The 17,682-nt window shown below is 65.6% G+C and carries 12 protein-coding genes and 1 tRNA gene; 3 read left to right on the top strand and 10 right to left on the bottom strand.

All coding sequences use genetic code 11. The features are described 5' to 3' along the window. Positions 1-6 precede the first annotated feature (6 nt). From acpS to JGU72_RS18245, 4 genes are all read right to left on the bottom strand, one after another. A complete protein-coding gene (acpS, locus tag JGU72_RS18260; protein ID WP_199685445.1) occupies positions 7-426 on the bottom strand; it encodes a holo-ACP synthase AcpS in 420 nt (139 codons plus the stop codon). Then, the gene (locus JGU72_RS18255; protein ID WP_199685444.1) at positions 423-9,734 is read right to left on the bottom strand and encodes a type I polyketide synthase; all 9,312 of its coding nucleotides are present in this window, start codon (positions 9,732-9,734) and stop codon (positions 423-425) included. Before JGU72_RS18255 ends, acpS begins: the two co-directional genes overlap by 4 nt. A gap of 532 nt (positions 9,735-10,266) precedes the next feature. Then, complete coding sequence (locus JGU72_RS31275; RefSeq protein ID WP_307828535.1) at positions 10,267-10,734, bottom strand: hypothetical protein; 468 nt, start codon at positions 10,732-10,734, stop codon at positions 10,267-10,269. 353 nt (positions 10,735-11,087) lie between these two features. After that, positions 11,088-11,660: a hypothetical protein gene (locus JGU72_RS18245; RefSeq protein WP_199685443.1), complete on the bottom strand. Its 573-nt coding sequence runs from the start codon at positions 11,658-11,660 to the stop codon at positions 11,088-11,090. A gap of 755 nt (positions 11,661-12,415) precedes the next feature. Between JGU72_RS18245 and JGU72_RS18240 the strand changes: the two genes are divergently transcribed. From JGU72_RS18240 to JGU72_RS18230, 3 genes are all read left to right on the top strand, one after another. Further along, positions 12,416-12,497, top strand: a tRNA-Leu gene (locus JGU72_RS18240). Positions 12,498-12,514: 17 nt separating this feature from the next. Further along, a complete protein-coding gene (locus JGU72_RS18235; RefSeq protein WP_199685442.1) occupies positions 12,515-12,898 on the top strand; it encodes a hypothetical protein in 384 nt (127 codons plus the stop codon). Then, entirely contained in the window at positions 12,895-13,251 is a 357-nt protein-coding gene (locus JGU72_RS18230) for a DUF3817 domain-containing protein (protein WP_199685441.1), read from the top strand. The genes JGU72_RS18235 and JGU72_RS18230 overlap by 4 nt, the downstream gene beginning before the upstream one ends. A 157-nt stretch (positions 13,252-13,408) precedes the next feature. On the opposite strand, the gene rdgB is transcribed toward JGU72_RS18230, so the two are convergent. The 6 genes from rdgB to JGU72_RS18200 form a co-directional block, all read right to left on the bottom strand. Further along, positions 13,409-14,020, bottom strand: coding sequence for an RdgB/HAM1 family non-canonical purine NTP pyrophosphatase (gene rdgB, locus JGU72_RS18225; RefSeq protein ID WP_199685440.1), 612 nt, complete (start codon positions 14,018-14,020; stop codon positions 13,409-13,411). Next, complete coding sequence (gene rph / locus JGU72_RS18220; protein ID WP_199685439.1) at positions 14,013-14,795, bottom strand: ribonuclease PH; 783 nt, start codon at positions 14,793-14,795, stop codon at positions 14,013-14,015. Before rph ends, rdgB begins: the two co-directional genes overlap by 8 nt. Before the next feature lie 17 nt (positions 14,796-14,812). Then, positions 14,813-15,577 carry a cyclic nucleotide-degrading phosphodiesterase gene (locus JGU72_RS18215; protein WP_199685438.1) on the bottom strand — a complete coding sequence of 255 codons (765 nt, stop codon included), beginning with the start codon at positions 15,575-15,577 and terminating at the stop codon, positions 14,813-14,815. A 125-nt stretch (positions 15,578-15,702) separates the two neighbouring features. After that, positions 15,703-16,392, bottom strand: coding sequence for a rhomboid family intramembrane serine protease (locus JGU72_RS18210; RefSeq protein ID WP_199685437.1), 690 nt, complete (start codon positions 16,390-16,392; stop codon positions 15,703-15,705). 35 nt (positions 16,393-16,427) lie between these two features. Continuing rightward, a complete protein-coding gene (locus JGU72_RS18205) occupies positions 16,428-17,390 on the bottom strand; it encodes a PLP-dependent cysteine synthase family protein (RefSeq protein ID WP_199685436.1) in 963 nt (320 codons plus the stop codon). Between the two features lie 3 nt (positions 17,391-17,393). Next, positions 17,394-17,666 carry a MoaD/ThiS family protein gene (locus tag JGU72_RS18200; RefSeq protein WP_199685435.1) on the bottom strand — a complete coding sequence of 91 codons (273 nt, stop codon included), beginning with the start codon at positions 17,664-17,666 and terminating at the stop codon, positions 17,394-17,396. Positions 17,667-17,682 lie beyond the last annotated feature (16 nt).

The following is a 17,682-nucleotide window of genomic DNA, read 5'->3' as shown; positions in this document are numbered from 1 at the left end:
CCCCTGTCAGTCCTCGGCTTCGCCGTTCACGCCTGGGTCTTCCAGGATCACGACGGCAGCCGCCGTGTCCCCGTCGTGTGTGAGGGACAGGTGAATCTTGGCGCGCGGCAAGAAGTCCTGGGCCAGGCCGTGAAGCTTGATGGTCGGCCTGCCCCACGCGTCGTTGACGACCTCGATCAGCAGATACGGGTTGTCGCCGACCTGCGGGCGGCGGGCGAACCGGGAGGACGCCCAAGCCTTGAGGACCGCCTCCTTCGCCGCCCACCGGACCGCATAGCTACGAGCCGGATCGGTGCCTTTGCCTTGGCAGTAGCGCCGCTCCCCCGCGGTGAAACTCTCGCGGATCATCGTCGTACCGGCACGGTCGAGCTGCTCTGCGAACTCGGACACCGTCACCAGGTCCAGTCCAATTCCTACGATCGTCACTTGCAGCCCTGACCTGCCGCGTAGACGCCATCCGTGCCGAGGCGTGCATCCTCGGACAGCAGCATGTCGGCTTCCAACTGCCGAACAGCGTGGTCGTCGGACCCGAGCCGACGGTCGGCCGGACGCTCGTAGAGCGTGTCGCCACCGCACATTGCCTGGGCGAGCCGCTGGCGACCCTTGCCGAGACGCTCGTTCGCACGCGCCCGGTAATCGGCACGCTGTGCCTCCGGAATCGACTGGACGAATGCCTCGGGGTGCACGATCGCGATCAGCCCGGACACGTGACCGAAGCCGAGGCTGGTCACCAGACCGGCCTTCAGCGGAAGCCCCTCGCCGAAGCGAAGCGGCTCACGCGCCCACACGAGGTGCGGGAATTCGGCCATCTTGTCGTCGAGGCAGTCGAGGCTGCGGTTCGGCGGCACGACACCCTGAGCAAGCACCTGGCACAGGCCGATCATCTGGAACGCTGCCGCGCCACCCTTTGCGTGACCCGTCAGGCTCTTCTGCGAGACGACGAACAGCGGTGCACCCTCGGACCGACCGATCGCGGACGCGAGACGCTCGTGCAACTCGGCCTCGTTCGGATCGTTCGCGTTGGTCGACGTGTCGTGCTTCGAGATGACTGCGACGTCGTCGGCCGTGACGCCGAGCTTGCGCAGCGACGACGCGAGCTGCGATTCGCGGCCACCGCGACCTGCACCCAGCGCGCCGAGACCCGGAGCCGGGATCGACGTGTGGACGCCGTCACCGAACGACTGCGCAAAACCGACCACGCCGAGAACCGGCAAGCCCATTTCGAGCGCGACGTCACCGCGAGCCAGCAGCACCGTGCCACCACCGTGCGATTCGACGAAGCCGCCGCGACGACGATCGTTGGCCCGCGAGAAGCGGCGATCGCTGATGCCCTTGGCGTGCATCGCAGCGGAATCGGCAGTTGCCGACATGTCCGCGAAGCCGACGATCGCTTCGGTACTGACGTCGTCGAAGCCACCGGCGACGACGACCTGCGCCTTGCCGAGTCGAATCTTGTCGACGCCCTCTTCGACCGAAATCGCAGCCGTAGCGCACGCCGCGACGGGGTGAACCATCGCGCCGTAGCTGCCGACGTAGGCCTGCACGACGTGCGCTGCAACGACGTTGCCGAGCGCTTCCTGCAGGATGTCGTTGGCGTGCGGTTCGCCGAGGAGCGAATCGACGTACATCGAACGGATGGACGTCATGCCGCCCATGCCGCTGCCCTGAGTGTTGGCAACGAGGCTCGGGTGCACCCAGCGCATCAGTTCGGTCGGCGAGAAGCCAGCGCCGATGAACGCGTCGACTGTCGTGACGATGTTCCACAACGCGACGCGGTCGATCGAGCTGACCATGTCCGCGGTGATGCCCCACTTGGTCGGATCGAAGCCGGTCGGGATCTGGCCGCCAACCGTCCTGCTCAGCTTCGCCTTGCGCGGCACGCGAATCTCGGTGCCTGCCTTGCGAGTCACCTTCCAGTCGCCGCTGTCCGGGACCGGTGCGATGACCGTGTGCGCCGGATCGGCAGCGTAGAAGGACCGTGCGTCCGCCTCGCCTGTGACCACGAAGGTCAAGTCGCTGTCCAGGAAGATCGAGGTCAGCAACGGCGCCTGGTTGTCGACCATGCCGAAGTCGTCCTCGTAGCGACGGATCCCGCAACGCGCGATGACGGTGTCGTGGTAGCGGTCGGCGATCTCCGACTCGGGTACGAAGTCGCCCGATTCAGCGTCGTACCAACCTGCCTGCGGAGTCGATTCCCAGGTGACCAGTCCTGTCGTCCAGGCCAGCTCGAGCACGCCGGCCGCCGACAGTTCCTCGTCGACCTCGACCTCGAAGCGGGTCCGGGCCGAGCCGTACGGTCCGATCTCGCCCGCACCGACGATGACGACCAGGTCCTCGGGCGAAACATCGAGCTTCGCCCACGCCGGGGCAGCCAGGTCGCGGGTGAGCGTCGGCGGTGCCGGAAGGGCCGGGATGGTCTCTTCGACAACCGCCGCTTCGGTTGCCGCTGCGGGCTTTTCGGCCGCAGCAGCACGCTTGGCGAGTGCGGGGAGGTCGAGATCGGCTTCCGCGAGTCCACCGGTGAGGTCCACCTGGTTGGGCTTGACGGTTGCGGCGTCGCGAGCTTCCGCGGTGCAGAGTTCGAGCAGTGCGGACGCCATGTCCTGCGTCGACCACGTCTTGACGCCTGCCTCCTCGACCGCGTCGACGAGCGGGTCGTTGTGACCCATCAAGCCGGTTCCGCGGACCCAGCCGATGAGGGCGTGGGCAAGCGTGACGCGATCGGCCCAGCTGCGCTCGGCACTCCAGCGGGCGACGACAGCGTCGAGCGCAGCCTTCGACTCGCCGTACGCACCGTCGCCACCGAACAGACCACGGTTCGGCGAGCCCGGCAGCACTACGTGCAGGCGGCTGTCGACGTCGTGGTCGTAACCGATCTTCGAAAGCCCACCGATCAAACGCTCGACCGACCAGAGGAGAACACGCATCTCCATCTCGGCCCGTGCGCCTGCGTCGGCGAGGTCACCGGCAACGCGGGGAGCCGCGAACGGGAACAGCAGCGTCGGGGTCTGCGCCGGCTTCAGCAGCTTCTTGGCCCCACCGGCATTGTCGATCTGCTCGCTGCCGACCCAGTCGATGAGCGCATCGACATCGGCATAGGACGCCATGTTCGCAGGCACGACCCAGAGGGCTGCACCGTTGATCGCGTTGTCGCGGTAGAGCCTGCGGTAGAAGCCGAGTCGATCATCGTCGAGACGCGAGGTCGTGACGACGACGGTCGCACCGCCACCGAGGAGCTTGCCCGCGATTGCCGCCGCGATGGAGCCCTTGCTCGCTCCGGTCACGACCGCGACGTCGTCGGCGTACTCGCCCGTCGTCTGCTGGACCGCAGCGTCGGCGATCTGACCGTAGGCCGCCGCGAGGATGGTCCGGTCCGCAGCAGCGGCCCGTTCCTTCCACCACAGCGCCTGCGCTGCAACATCTTTGCCTGCACCGACGAAGCCGTCGACCGTGATGGTCGAAATATCGTTCGCGTCGATCCACAGCCGCACGAGGTCTTCACGTGCACTTGCCCAGCGGTCGTCGAACAGGACCGCACGCTTGCCGTCGAACGCGGGAGCGACCAGTCGCGGCCAGTCCGAGCCGAGTTCTGCAGACACGAGGTCGATGAGCTCGGCGTCGGTCGACGCCTCGGGAACCGAGACCTCTTCGACGTGGCCCAACTGCTCGAGCACGAGGCGCGCGGCCGAAGCCAGAACGCCTTCGCGACCGGTGATGTTCTCGGTGAACTCACCCAGCGCGGCTGCGTCGATCGTGCCGCCGCCGCCACCACCGGAGGAGGGCAGCGCGACCGAAATGCCACGGCGCGAAGCAACGGCAGCAACCGCAGCGTCGATCACCTTGTCCACTGCGGCACCGTCGCTGACGGCACCGTCGGCGAGCCCGCCGAGGCTACCGCCACGGATGCTCGACCCTTCGCGGGTGCCGAGGGCAACCTCGGCGGTCACGTGGCTGGCCCAGCCGTCGCCCAGTTCCCAGACCTTCTTGACGCGCTCGGCGATCGCGGCGGGACGCTTGCCCGACGGGCCGAACACCTTGCGCAGGTGGTCACCGATCGAGTCGGTCAGCACCGAACCGAACGGCTTGTAGGTACGGGCTAGCTTCTGGACCGTGCCCGCAAGAGCAGCCATGTCGGCATCGGCGGCACCGTCGATGGCACCGAGCGAGAGCTCGGAACCGAGGTCGACGAGCAACTGGTTGCGGCGGGAGGAAACGCCGTCGCACAGCGCCTCGATCGTGTCCACGGGACCGATCTGGTCGAGGCGCAGCTTCGTCCACTGCGCGATCAGAATCTTGGTTGCGTCCGAAGCCGAGAAGGCGATGTCGTCGGGACGGGGACCACCGCTGGGCGCTGCAGCCGGGGCCGCGGGTGCGGCAGCGGGAGCCGCAGGCGCCGAAGCCTGTGCGGCAGGCGCGGTTTCGACGACGTCGTCCTCGGCAGGCGCGGCGTCCACGTCGGTTGCGTAGACAGCAGCAGCGTCACGCTCGATGTTGAAGACCTCGACCTGGTTGCCGATGCGACCCGGCAACTTCAGCGTCTGCGACGCGAGGTTCGCGACCGTCGGGGCGGACCCGAGGCCGACCTCGATGAAGCGCTCGACGCCGAGGCCACCGTGCGCCTCGTCGGTGAAGAGCAGGTCCTGCGTCTCGATCCAGCGCACCGGGCTCGCGAACTGCCATGCGAGCAGCTCGACAAGCACAACGCGGCAGAGGTCGGCAGGCCGGGCAGCCCAGTCGTCGAAGTCCGCGAGGACCTCGTTGAGCGGCTCGGACGGAACGAGGTCCGCGATCTCCTGAACGAACTCACGCTCGAGCGAGAACGGCTTCGGGACCAGGTTCGGAATGTAGCGTCCGACAAGGATTTCGGGGTGCAGGTCGGCAGGCAGCAGCTTCTGCAGCTTGCTCCGGAACTCCGGGACACCGGCACGCAGGACGGTCGAGTGGAACGGCACGTCGATACCCGGAACCAGGATGAATGCGCGCTTGCCACCGAACGCGGCAACTCGCTCTTCGACCTGCGACTCGAGAGCTTTCAGGCCTCGGACCGTGCCGGCGATCGCGTACTGCGAACCGCGCAGGTTCAGGTTTACGACCTGCAGGAACTCACCGGTCTCGGCGGCGATGCCGGACACGAAGCCTTCGACCTCGCTGTCGGGCAGACCCATCTGCGACGGGCGGATGGCAGCCATGCGGTAGTCGCTGCGGCCCTTCGCATCACGCGGGACGAGCTGATGCATCGCAGATCCGCGCTGGAACACGACCTCGAGCACTGCCTCGAGCGGCAGCACACCGGCGGCCGCGGCGAGCGCGTTGTACTCACCGACCGAGTGACCCGCGAACAGTGCGCCTTCGACGAAGGCACCCGATTCGCGCAGCTCGGCGATCTGCGCAACACCGAGCGTCGCCATTGCGACCTGGGTGAACTGCGTCAGGTGCAGGACGCCCGCGGGGTGCCTGTGCTCGCCGTCGCGTGCCTTGATGAAGGTCGGGTTGTCGCGAACGACCGCGAGAATCGAGAAGCCCAGAGCCTTGCGGGTGTGCTTGTCGGCACGCTCCCAGATCTCCTTGGCAGCCTTCGAGCGGGTCCGGGCTTCGAGGCCCATGCCCTGCCGCTGGATGCCCTGGCCGGGGAACGCGTAGATCGTCTTCGGTACTGCGATGCGGCCGGTTGCGACCATGACGAGGTCACCGGCGACGCGGCACGAGACCTCGACGATCTCGGCACCACCGTCGATGCCGGTCCGGTCGACGCGGACATCGATCGTCGCGCCCGGACGGACCATGCCGAGGAACCGAGCCGTCCACGCCGTCAGACGACGCGCAGGAACGGATGCGGTGGCATCGGCAGCGGCGACGACGTGCTGAGCAGCGGCGGAAAGCCACATGCCGTGCACAATCGGGTCGCCGAGGCCGGCGAGTGCCGCCGCAGCCCCGGAGGTGTGGATCGGGTTGTGGTCACCGGAGACCGCCGCGAATGCCGCCATGTTGCGCGGCGCGACGATCGTGGTGTCACGACGACGCTTTCGTGCGGCATCGCCGGCTGCCGCGCTCAGCGAACCGCCGGCCTTTGCCGGGTCCGTCAGCTCGCGCTTTCCGGTGCGACCGCGAATCGCGAAGCGCTCCACAAGCTTTGCGACGGTGGGTGTCTGCAGGCCGTGGTCGAGCATGACGCCGATCTCGACGTGCACCTCGACGACGCGGCCGAGGTCAGTGTCGAACACGTCCTTGCTCTCGGCGCGAACCGCGAAAATCGCTGTCTCGTCCGGCAATTCACCCGTCAACTGCACCTGGTGATCGAGGTGCACCAGATCGAGCATGCCTTCGATGACGCTCTTCGCGTCAGCCGTCTTGGTTCCGCCGAGCACCGCGAAGACCGCGGGCCAGCAGGCGCCGACAACCACGTCGGGCACGGTGTTTCCGGTCGACTCGAGGGCCTCCGGCATCGAGGAACCGGTGACGCCGCCGTGGTCGGCAACGAGGTCGGGTGTCCATGCCACGTTGAGGTGTGCGACGGACCTGCCACCGACTGTCTTGACCGCGGGAAGTTCCTGGCCGGCCGCGACCGAAAGCAGCGCGGACATGGACGCTTCGGCATCCGACTCCGTGACGACCGGAGCGCCGCCGTCGAGCGTGGACTCGCCAACCGTGATGCGGATCGTGACAGCCTTGTCGCTGCGCAGCGGCACCTTCAATTCGACATGGCTTGCGTCGAGTTCGGTGAGCGTTGCGCCTGTCTTCGGGTGGATTGCCTGCGAACCTTCGACGGCCCACTCCGCCAGTCCGCCGAGGCGGCCGACCGGGTTCTGGGTCATGCGGCCCGACCAGAAGACGTCAGGTGCGGAAAGGACGATGTCGATCGGTCCGGCAATAACGCCTGCATGACGACGGCTTGCGACAGCGGTCGTCGCGACGCCTGCGCCGAGCAGCGAGTCGGTGGTGGCCTTCTCGAAGCGGTCGAGGAGGTCGCCGACGGGCTCGTCCAGCTTGGTGATGCCGGCAACAGCGACAGTGCCCGGAATGATGCAGACCTGGTCTGCCGAGTAGCGCGGATCGTGGGCCTGCCACAGCGAATCCGAACGCCACCAGCGCCGAACGTCGCCGTCGACGACCGGGACGAAGTTGACCGGCTTACCCGGTGTCTTGCACAACGCGATGAAGAACGCCACGTCGGCCGGGTGCAGGATCGCTTCTTCTGCCTCGGGGTAGCGCGCCTTCAGGTCGCACAGCGCCGCGACGGGCCGGTTGAGGTCGTCCGCTTCCGGGAACAGGGTGGGGATCGGTCCACGGTCGACGGGGTGCAGACGAGCCTCGGCGCGCTGCAGCATCTCGTGGAAGCGGTTGCGCCACGTGCTGTCGAGCCACGGGTCCGTGGTCGCCTCGGCGATGGCGTCGCCCAGATCGCTGCCGCAGTCGAAGTCCTTGTGCGGGTCGAGCCCGACGCACATCTCGACATAACGCTGCAGCCACTGCGCGTAGGTCATCGTCTCGATGTCGCCGAAGTACGGCTTCGCGGTGCCGTCGAGCGCGGCAATGATCTCGTCGCGACGAGCCGCCACTGCGTCGGCGTCACCGGCCACCTCGTCGAGCAGACGACCGCACCGGGACGCGGTGTTGTCGATTTCGTGGATATCGGCGCCGAGCTGGCTACGCCCGGAGGCCATGCCACCCTCTGCCGTGCCCGCTCCGACCCAATCCGGGGTTCCGGGAGTATCGACCAGCATCTTCTTGACCTGCGGCGACGTGGTCGCCTCCAGGGTTGCCATCGCGGCGGTACCGACGAGGATGCCGTCGAGCGGCATCGTCGGGTAGCCGTGTGCGTTGGCCCAGCTACCGGTCAGGTACTCGGCTGCCCGCTCCGGGGTACCGATGCCACCGCCGACGCAGACGACGACGTTCGGTCGGGTGCGCAGTTCTGCGTAGGTGTCGAGCAGGAGGTCGTCGAGGTCTTCCCACGAGTGGTGACCACCGGCGCGACCGCCTTCGATATGCATGATGACCGGGAAGTCCGGTACTTCGTTCGCGATCCGGATGACCGACCGAATCTGCGCGACGGTGCCCGGCTTGAACGCGATGTGGGTGATTCCGGCGTCGCTGAGTTCTGCGATGAGCGCGACGGCTTCTTCGAGTTCAGGAATACCGGCCGTCACGACGACGCCGTCGATCGGCGCACCGGCCGCGCGAGCGCGCTGCACGAGTCGCTTGCCACCGAGCTGCAGCTTCCACAGGTACGGGTCGAGGAACAGCGAGTTGAACTGGATCGAACGACCCGGCTCGAGCAGCGTCTTCAGTTCGGCGACGCGATCTTCGAAGATCGGTTCGGTGACCTGACCACCACCGGCAAGCTCTGCCCAGTGGCCGGCATTGGCTGCCGCGGCGACGATCTTCGCGTCGACCGTCGTCGGGGTCATGCCTGCGAGCAGGATCGGCGAACGACCCGTCAGCTTGGTGAACGCGGTCTCGACGACCACGCGGCCGTCGGGCAGAGTGACAGGCTTCGGTGCGAACGTGGACCACGGCGCGCGGACCTCAGGGGTTGCACCGGGCGTCAGCAGGTTGCGCTGTCCGCCGCGAGTTGCGACCGGGATGACGCCGATATCGGTCCCGCGCAGTGCAGCGGCCGTCATGCGGGTCAGCAGATCGCCGGGGCCCATGTCGAGAACCCAGCGTGCGCCGGATTCGACGATGCGGTCGACCTCTTCGACCCAGTCGACGGGCTCGTACAAGCAGCGAGACGCGATCTCTTTCGCGCGATCGACGTCAATTCCACATTGCGCCGCCCATTTGCCGACGATCTCGACATGCTCGGCGAGAGTCGGGTGGTGGAATGCCAGCGCAACGGGGATCGACTCGAAAACAGGCGAGAACACGGCTCCGCCGCGCTTCTTCTCTTCGCGCTCCCGGGTCTGCTGTGCAGTGATCTCCTTGCAGCGGTCACGCAGGCGCTCGAGCTGTGCCGGCGCACCGGAAACGACGACGCGGCGGCGGCCGTTGCGGATCGAGAGGAACGGCGCGATCTTCGGGTCGACACCCTCCGCGACCTCCTCGACGACCTTGCGCAATTCGTCGGGATCGACGTTGGCGACCGACATCATCGGGGAACGCGTCGGCGAGCCGATCAGGCCGCGACGGCGACCGACGAGACCCGCTGCTGCGCCGGAGAGCTGCGCGATGGCGAGGAGCTCGGCGTCACGAGTCATTCCGTCCTCGATCGAGTACACGCCGAGCAGTCCCTGTGAATGCCCGACGGAAATTACCGGCGGGGTGACGTTGGGATCGATGCCCTGCATCGTCAGCGCACGGGTGGACGCAAGCTGGGTAAGGAAGATTCCAGGCAGCGAAACGGCGCCGGAAGTCAATACGGCATCGGAGGGAACGGCGGTCGCATCGCCATCACCTTCCGCGAGATCGCGGTCGAGCATCCAGCCAATCGGGTCGAAGCCGACCGGCCGAACGACGACGAGTTCGTCGGCAACGGGCTCGACGAGAGCCGCAGCCTCGTTCACCAGGGCCGTGATCTCGGGCTCGAGTCCGCTGTCACGCGTGATCTCGGCCAGGACATCGAGCCAGGAAGCTCCCTGACCACCGAAAGCCAAAGCGTAGGGCTCACCCGCAAGCAACCGATCGGCAAGGGCAACGCGACTGGGCGTCTGCTTCTTGGATCCGTTGGGGGTCGTGTGCTGAGACGAATGTGCGCCTCGTCCGTTTCCGGGGGCAGCACTCTCATTAACCGTCACGCGACTGTTCCTCTCCTTGGCATCATCGATGCGAGGTATTCGATTCGGGGGGTCGCCATCGACCACGCCCAGGCGCAGCTTCCCTGCCGCGCATTCCTCTTTTGGGACTCCTCAAGGGTGTCACAAAATCATGAGGAAAGCCTCACGTTTGGCCGCCGAGCGACCATACTGATACACAAAAAGTGGTACGAACGAACCAGTAACTTACCCATACGTAGGCGAATCTTCGCAGGCCCGTACCCGTGGACGATTGATCAAAACCTGAGGCACCCTCAGGTTGATCGTTATCGATTCGTTATCTTCGACTCCGTGCCTACTACTCGGTAGACTCACCGGTCGGTTTCGCGGCCCTCACAGAAGTGTCCGTGGTCACAGCCGTTTTTGCGCACTGCCGCCCCTCTCGGAGACGGTCTCGCACGCTCGGCGACGCCACTTCACCGAGTCGTGCCGAGGGGGCTACCCGGGCGGGACTTCATTGCTGTCGCCGCCGCGGGAGCCCGGTCGAGGCAATTTCTGAACAGTACGGCGCCGGTTACACCGCGAGTAGGCGCTCGAAGAATTCGCGATAGCGCATCAACGCAACGCGAAGGTCCTCGGTGGAAGCCTGCTCACCGCGCGACCACTGCGACTCGAGTCGTGAACGTGCGTCTGCGATGCCAGTCGTGAGCTGTTGCACTACGTCGGAAACCAAGCCGTCGGCCCTCTGGATGCATTCCCGGGGATCATCGACGAAGCCCGCCTGAACATCACCCCAGCGCGAGCGAAGTCCCGAGAGCTCGTTCTCGGCGAAAAGTGTTTTGACACTGCCACTTTCGGCCTCACTGCCAACCGCATGCGTGGGGTCGGCGATGTCGGTCCGGCTACTGGTCTCGATTGGTGAATCCAGCCGCTCCTGGTGGCCGCCATTCTCGGCAGAGGGCGCCACATGATCGCCGAAACCGCCGGATTCCGGCGATATCTGGGGCTCAGCAGCCTGGCCGGGTCCTTCCGTCGGCGGCACGACACGTTCAGCCGACTCGGGGAAAGCAGCGGGCTGTTGTCTGTAACCGCCGCCCTCTGGCTGCCCTGCGAACCCGCCGCCCTCCGGCTGTCCCGTGTACCCGCCGCCTTCTGGCTGTCCTGTGTACCCGCCGCCTTCTGGCTGTCCTGTGTACCCGCCGCCTTCTGCCTGTCCTGTGTACCCGCCGCCCTCCGGCTGTCCCGTGTACCCGCCGCCGGCAGGCGACACCCCCGACCGTTCTTCGTAGCCAGGATTCTCCGGGTTGGGGACGGCTCCGCCGTCGTAGCCGCGCGACTCGGTCGGCGCTTCCGTTCGATCGGTCGGGTCGATTCGTGGGTCGCGATTCGGGGTTGTCATGTGCGCGCCTCCTTTGGCGATTCCGTGCCCTGATCCGTCTCGAGCAATCGCTCGAAAAGCGCGCGGTAATGCACGAATGCCGTGCGCTGGTGTTCGGTGCCGACCTCGCCGGCTTCTTGCAACAGGAAGATGTCGTGCGCAGACCGGTAGTTCTCGACGATCTGCGGGTGATCGACAGAGATGTCGGCCGCCCGCTTGTCGAAGTCGTCGACCGGGTAGCCGCGCTCTCGCATCACGTCGTTGACCAGACGGTCGGCATCGACGACCGCCGCGGCGGGGTTATCGACGAAGGCGGTCTGCACTGCGCGCCATTCGTGTGAGTACCTGTCCCGAGCATCGGGGTCGAGCGCGACGATCTCGAGCTTCTGCCGATTTCGTTCGCGCGTCGCCAACTCGTTCTCGGCGGCCTTCTGTTCACCGACCTCGTCCACGGTCCGTTCGTATTCGGGACCGAAACGCTCTCGGAGCCGTTCGGTTCGCTTCCGGCGGCTCACCGAGCCCCCGGCGACAATCGCCAGTGCTGCGAGCACCACTACAACCGCGATCACGATCCATCCCCAAACAGGCATCCGACCCGACCTCCTCGTCTTGAAAGTCGAATACCCCCAACGGCTTCGCCGGAAACTGGTTCAGCCGCGCCAAACCCTTGGAGTGCCCCGGCGCCCGACCGGCAAAGCTTTAATCTTGGGTTGGGGTTCCTCCGACGATTGTCATTCGGAGGTGTAGTCGCGTTCACACGCGTTTGGGAGGGAATTGTGGTTGTAGCGAGACAGTGGAAACACAGTTTGCGCATGAAGCGGTGAGATACACCGTCGAACGACTCCAGGAAGCTGTCGACAACTCGGTCAGCGTGGCAGGCGTCTTACGTTTTCTAGGCGTTCGTGCAACTGGTGGGTCACACGCACACCTCAGCCGGCGCATTCGGAAAGCCGGAATCGATACTTCGCACTTCTCGGGCCAAACGCACAACAGAGGAACGACCGCGAACAACCGGCTCTCGTGGGAGCAAATTCTGATCCTTCGGCCTGTGGGTAGCCCACGCGCAAAGCCTCAACAGCTGCGGCGCGCTCTGATCGAAGCGGGTGTCCCGTACGCCTGTGCGGAATGTGGTCTTGGACCGAACTGGGCGGGGAGACGCCTCACCCTTCATGTCGATCACAGGAACGGCAACTTCAGCGATTGCCGTCTGACCAACGTCCGCTTCCTTTGCCCCAACTGCCACAGTCAGACGGCAAGTTACGCAGGGCGAAACCGTTGGGGCGATAAGACACCGGAAGCGAATGCCGGGGGCGATCAGAGCGGCATAGCGTAGTCTGTTCCTCGCGCGCGAGTGGCGGAATGGCAGACGCGCCACACTTAGGATGTGGTGTCCAACGGACGTGGGGGTTCAAGTCCCCCCTCGCGCACCGGTACCGTCGTAGGCGTGACATCAGCACGCCGACGACGTAATCCAGCATTGATACTGCTGGTTATTGTCGCTGCCGCCGGCTGCCTTGCGCTCGGCTGGTGGCAGTGGACTCGCTTCGAAGCGGTCGGCGGAACCGGCCAAAATCTCGGGTACGCGCTGCAATGGCCGTTGTTCGCGGCGTTCGTGCTGTACGCGTACCGCCGTTTCGTTCAACTCGAGGCCGAGGCCCACGAGCCCGAGAAGAATTCGCAACCGCGTCTGCAACGCGAAATTCCGAGCGGCCTGCTCCCCGAACGACCCATCGCACACCCGTCCGACGACCTGGACACCGCAACAACCGAGTACAACCGCTACCTCGCCGAGCTCGCAGCTCGGGATACGAAAGGGACGAGCACGTGACGACCAGCCAGGACGAGACCACTCCAGCTGAAGTGTCGCCCGCGAACAAAAAGATCGCGGGAGCCCTACTGCGATACCGCGTGCTCGCGTGGACGACGGGCTTGTGGCTCCTCGTGCTCACAGCTGAGGTGATCGCCAAGTACGGGTTCGATATCGATTCTTTCGGCTGGGTTGGCGTCGTTCACGGCTGGGTGTACTTCGCCTACCTGCTGGTGACGATCGATCTTGCTGTCAAGGTTCGCTGGCGCGCGTTGCCCACGATCGGCACGCTGCTGGCCGGCACTGTCCCGCTGCTGTCGTTCTTCGTCGAACACCGCAATTCGACGCAGGTCAAGCGCGATTTCGCCGTCTGATCCGGCTCACATGATGCACATCATGCCCGGAATGATGGCGCAGATGCGCGACAGCAGCCAGGTGATCGGATCGGTCGGAACTACTTGCACCATCGGATGATCCAGTTCGGTCGGAGGTACTCGCCTGACCGTCTTATCGGGATTGCACGCTCCGGCGTTAGTCGCGTGTGAGGTCGATCAGGGCCGGTAGGAGTAATCGCAACGCCCGACCGCGGTGGGAGGCAGCGTCCTTTTCTTGGGGGCTGAGTTCAGCGGAGGATCTGGTTTCGCCTTCGGGCACGAAAACCGGGTCGTAGCCGAATCCACCGGCACCGCGGGGTTCCCGCGCAATCACGCCCGGCCACTCGCCGCGAACCACCGATGCCGAGCCGTCCGGCAGCGCCAACGCGCAGGCCGACACGAACCGCGCTCCGCGCCGATCGTCTGGCACGTCGCCGAGCTGACCGAGCAGCAGCGTTGTGTTGGCGAGGTCGTCGCCGTGCGCACCCGCCCAGCGCGCAGACAGAACACCCGGCATTCCGTTCAAGGCATCGACTTCCAGGCCGGAATCGTCTGCAACACAGGCCATTCCGGTTGCCAGCGCGCCATCTCGCGCCTTCACCAGCGCGTTTTCCTCGAACGTCGCACCGGTCTCGGGCGTTTCGGGGAAGGGCGCAACTTCGTCCAGACCGACGAGTTCGAGTTCCGCCACTCCGCTTTCGTCGAGTACGCGCCGTAATTCGCGGAGCTTCTTGGCATTTCGGCTCGCGACCAGGAGGGTCTTAGGCACCGAACTTCTTCTTGGGTGCTTCGGCCGGCTCGGGGAGTTCGCCCGGATATGGAAGTGCGAGTGCGGCTTTCTGGACTTCGAACAGCTTCTCGCAGCCGAGCAGGGCCGAATCCAGGAGCTTGTCGAGCGTCGAGCGTGGGAAAGTCGCACCTTCGCCGGTGCCTTGAATTTCGACGAGCGTGCCGGTATCGGTCGCGACGACGTTCATATCGACCTCCGCCCGGGAATCCTCTTCGTACGGGAGGTCGAGACGGACCCGTCCATCGACGACGCCGACGCTCACCGCGGCGATCACGCACGAAATCGGTTGTGGGTCATTGAGTCTGTTCGCCGCCCGCAGGTACGTGACCGCGTCGACGAGTGCGACGTAGGCGCCGGTTATCGCGGAGGTCCGGGTGCCGCCGTCTGCCTGGAGGACGTCGCAGTCGATGGCGATGGTGTTCTCGCCGATCGCGGCGAGGTCGATACACGATCGCAGAGATCTGCCGATCAACCTGCTGATCTCCTGCGTGCGCCCGCCGATGCGGCCCTTCACCGATTCGCGATCGCCTCGAGTGTGCGTCGCGGCAGGCAGCATCGCGTACTCAGCTGTGAGCCAGCCGAGTCCAGATCCCTTGCGCCACCGCGGAACGTCCTGCGTCACGCTCGCAGTGCACATCACGCGGGTGTTGCCGAACTCGACGAGCACAGAGCCCGCCGGGTGCGTGGTAAATCCTCGGGTGATCTTCACTTCGCGGAGTTCGTCGTCCGCCCTGCCATCGGCTCGTCTCGACACTCCACGAGCCTAGCCCGTCAGAATTCGAAGACCTCACCCGGCGACACCGCGTGGACCGGACCAGAGAATTCTGCCTTCGCTTCGGCGATCACGTCTTCACGCGAAGTCCACGGCGGGATGTGCGTCAGCAGCAACTCCCCTACACCCGCGTTTGCGGCCAGCTGCCCCGCTTCGGTCCCGGAGAGATGAATTCCGGGCGGACGATTGGCAGGGTCGTGCGTCCACGACGCCTCGGCAAGCAGAATGTCGGCACCCTTGGCCAGGTCGTCGACCATCGTGCACACGGCAGTATCGCCCGTGTACGCGACGACTTTGCCGCTGTCGGTCACGAACCGCAAACCGTACGACTCCGGCGGATGATTCATCCGGAACGCCGCCACGGTGTTGCCGCCACCGAAATCGACAACCTCGCCCTCGATCCAGCGCTGCATTTCGATCACATCGGACCAGTCGTCGGTCTCTCCGCCGACCTCCGCTGACGCGTTGCCGATCCGCAGCGACGTGTCGGTCGGTCCACGAACGATCGCCCGACCGGTCGGCGGGTTCGGGTGGTAGCGCCGCCACACCAGGAGACCGGGAAGATCCAGGCAATGGTCCGCGTGCAGGTGCGTCAAGAAGACCGATACTTCGCCGGGGTCGGCGTAGCGCTGCAAAGCGCCGAGTACTCCCGGGCCGAACTCCAGCACAACCGGAGTCATGCCGGGCGAGGTGATCAGATATCCCGACGCAGGGGAATCCGGGCCGGACACACTGCCCGAACAACCGAGGACGGTAAGACGCATAGGGTCATGCTGCCACGATCCGCGCGCCGCCAAAAAGCTTCCCGAAGATTCGGGCCACAGACCTCACAAAAGCGGCGTTTCTGTGACCAAACGGTGGCCACATCGCAGGAAAAATCGCCGGCGGCCTATGCAGCGACGGCCCGCTGGCGGCGGGCGTCGCGCTCGTCCGACGAGAGCACCCACGCAGCTATCACGCCGCCAACCGCTCCGAAGAGGTGGCCTTGCCACGAAATTCCCGCCGCGCCGGGGAGCACGCCCCACAGCAATCCGCCATATACGAGTAGCACGACCACGCCCAGGAGGATCTGCAACGTACTCCGGGTGAAGATGCCACGCGTCAGGATGTAGGTCAGCCAACCGAATACAAGCACCGACGCTCCGAGGTGCACGCTCCCCGCCGCTCCGGTGAGCCAGGTCCCCACGCCACCAACGAGCCACACAATTCCTGTCGCTGCAATGCCGCGGGCGATGCCGGCGATGAGCGCGAGGAAGCCGAGCACGAGCAGCGGCAGCGTGTTGGCTATCAAATGGCCCCACCCGTAATGCAGCAGCGGCGCCCAGAGAATGCCCCACAGTCCGTCAGCTGATCGCGGCCTGATTCCTTCATCGTCGAGACTGTTGTTGGTCACCACGTCGATAATCTCGATCGCGTACAACATCGCGGTGAAGAGGATGATCACCAGTCCGGCCTGCTGCCAGACCGGCCGACCCGAAGGCTTCACGGGCGGTGTCGGCGAGCGCGTCGGCTCCGCCAGAGACGCTCGCAGTGCCTCGATTCGGGCCGGGTCGAACGAGGGTCCCATGCTTCCCGTCATGTCGCCCCTTCGTTCAGGTGGTCAGAGTCGTCGCGTCAGGCCCACAGCTGGCCTTCCAGCCGGTCTTCCGCTTCTTCCAGCGTACCTTCGTACGCGCCGGTCGAGAGATACTTCCAGCCCCCGTCGGCCACCACGAACGCAATGTCTGCCCTGGTCCCGGCACGTACTGCTTTGCGCGCGACGCCCAGCGCCGCGTGCAGAATCGCTCCGGTCGAGATACCTGCGAAGATGCCTTCTTCGGCGACGAGTTCGCGCGTCCGGCGAACCGCATCCAGCGGGCCGACGGAAAACCGCGATGTCAGGACGGACTCGTCGTAAAGCTCGGGAATGAATCCCTCGTCTATATTGCGCAGCCCGTACACCAGCTCGCCGTAGCGGGGTTCGGCGGCCACGATCTCGATCCCGGGAACGTTCTCCCGCAGGTACCGACCCGCACCCATCAACGTTCCGGTCGTTCCGAGGCCCGCGACGAAGTGCGTGATCTCGGGCAGATCGGCGAGCAGCTCAGGCCCGGTCCCTTCGTAATGCGCCAACGCGTTCGCTGCGTTTCCGTACTGGTACAGCATGACCCAGTCGGGATTCTCGGCCGCGATTTCCTTGGCCATCGCGACGGCCTGGTTCGAGCCGCCGGCGGCCGGCGAGTTCACGATCTCGGCCCCGAACATGGTCAGCAGCTGACGGCGCTCGACCGACGTGTTCTCCGGCATCACGCAGATCAGCTTGTAGCCCTTGAGCTTCGCGGCCATCGCCAGCGAGATCCCGGTGTTTCCGCTGGTCGGTTCGAGAATCGTGGCACCGCGTTTCAGCAGCCCGTCCGCCTCGGCTTGTTCGATCATGCGCAGCGCCGGCCGGTCTTTGATCGAACCGGTCGGGTTGCGGTCCTCGAGCTTCGCCCACAGTCGCACCGGGTTCTCGGCATCCCATGCCGGCGACAGCCGATGCAAACCGACGAGCGGGGTGTTGCCGAGGGTTGCGATCAGCGAGTCGTAACGCGCCACGCCTCAGCCTCCAGCGACGGCGGGCAGGATCGTTACGGTGTCACCGTCGCCGATCTCCGTCTCGAGCCCACCGGAGAAGCGAACGTCTTCGTCGTTGACATACACGTTGACGAACCGGTGCAGCTTCCCGTCAGCGATCAGGCGGCCCTTGAGCCCGGCGAAATTCGAATCGAGATCGTCGATGACCGCACTCAGCGTGGAACCTGTTGCCTGCACACGCTTTTCACCATTGGTGTGCGGTCGAAGAATCGTCGGGACGGACACGGTGACGGACATTGAACTCCAATCAGAG

It is taken from the genome of Antrihabitans auranticaus (genome assembly GCF_016481275.1).
In the GTDB taxonomy this organism is placed as follows: domain Bacteria; phylum Actinomycetota; class Actinomycetes; order Mycobacteriales; family Mycobacteriaceae; genus Antrihabitans.
The sequence above is the reverse complement of the archived record's forward strand: the minus strand, read 5'-3'. Positions and strand labels throughout refer to the sequence as shown.

Excerpts from the sequence above, each read along its gene's own strand:
- JGU72_RS18245 (WP_199685443.1), bottom strand. The coding sequence starts at position 11,660 with ATGCCTGTTTGGGGATGGATCGTGATCGCGGTTGTAGTGGTGCTCGCA.
- JGU72_RS18215 (WP_199685438.1), bottom strand. The coding sequence starts at position 15,577 with ATGCGTCTTACCGTCCTCGGTTGTTCGGGCAGTGTGTCCGGCCCGGAT.
- JGU72_RS18210 (WP_199685437.1), bottom strand. The coding sequence starts at position 16,392 with ATGACGGGAAGCATGGGACCCTCGTTCGACCCGGCCCGAATCGAGGCA.
- JGU72_RS18200 (WP_199685435.1), bottom strand. The coding sequence starts at position 17,666 with ATGTCCGTCACCGTGTCCGTCCCGACGATTCTTCGACCGCACACCAAT.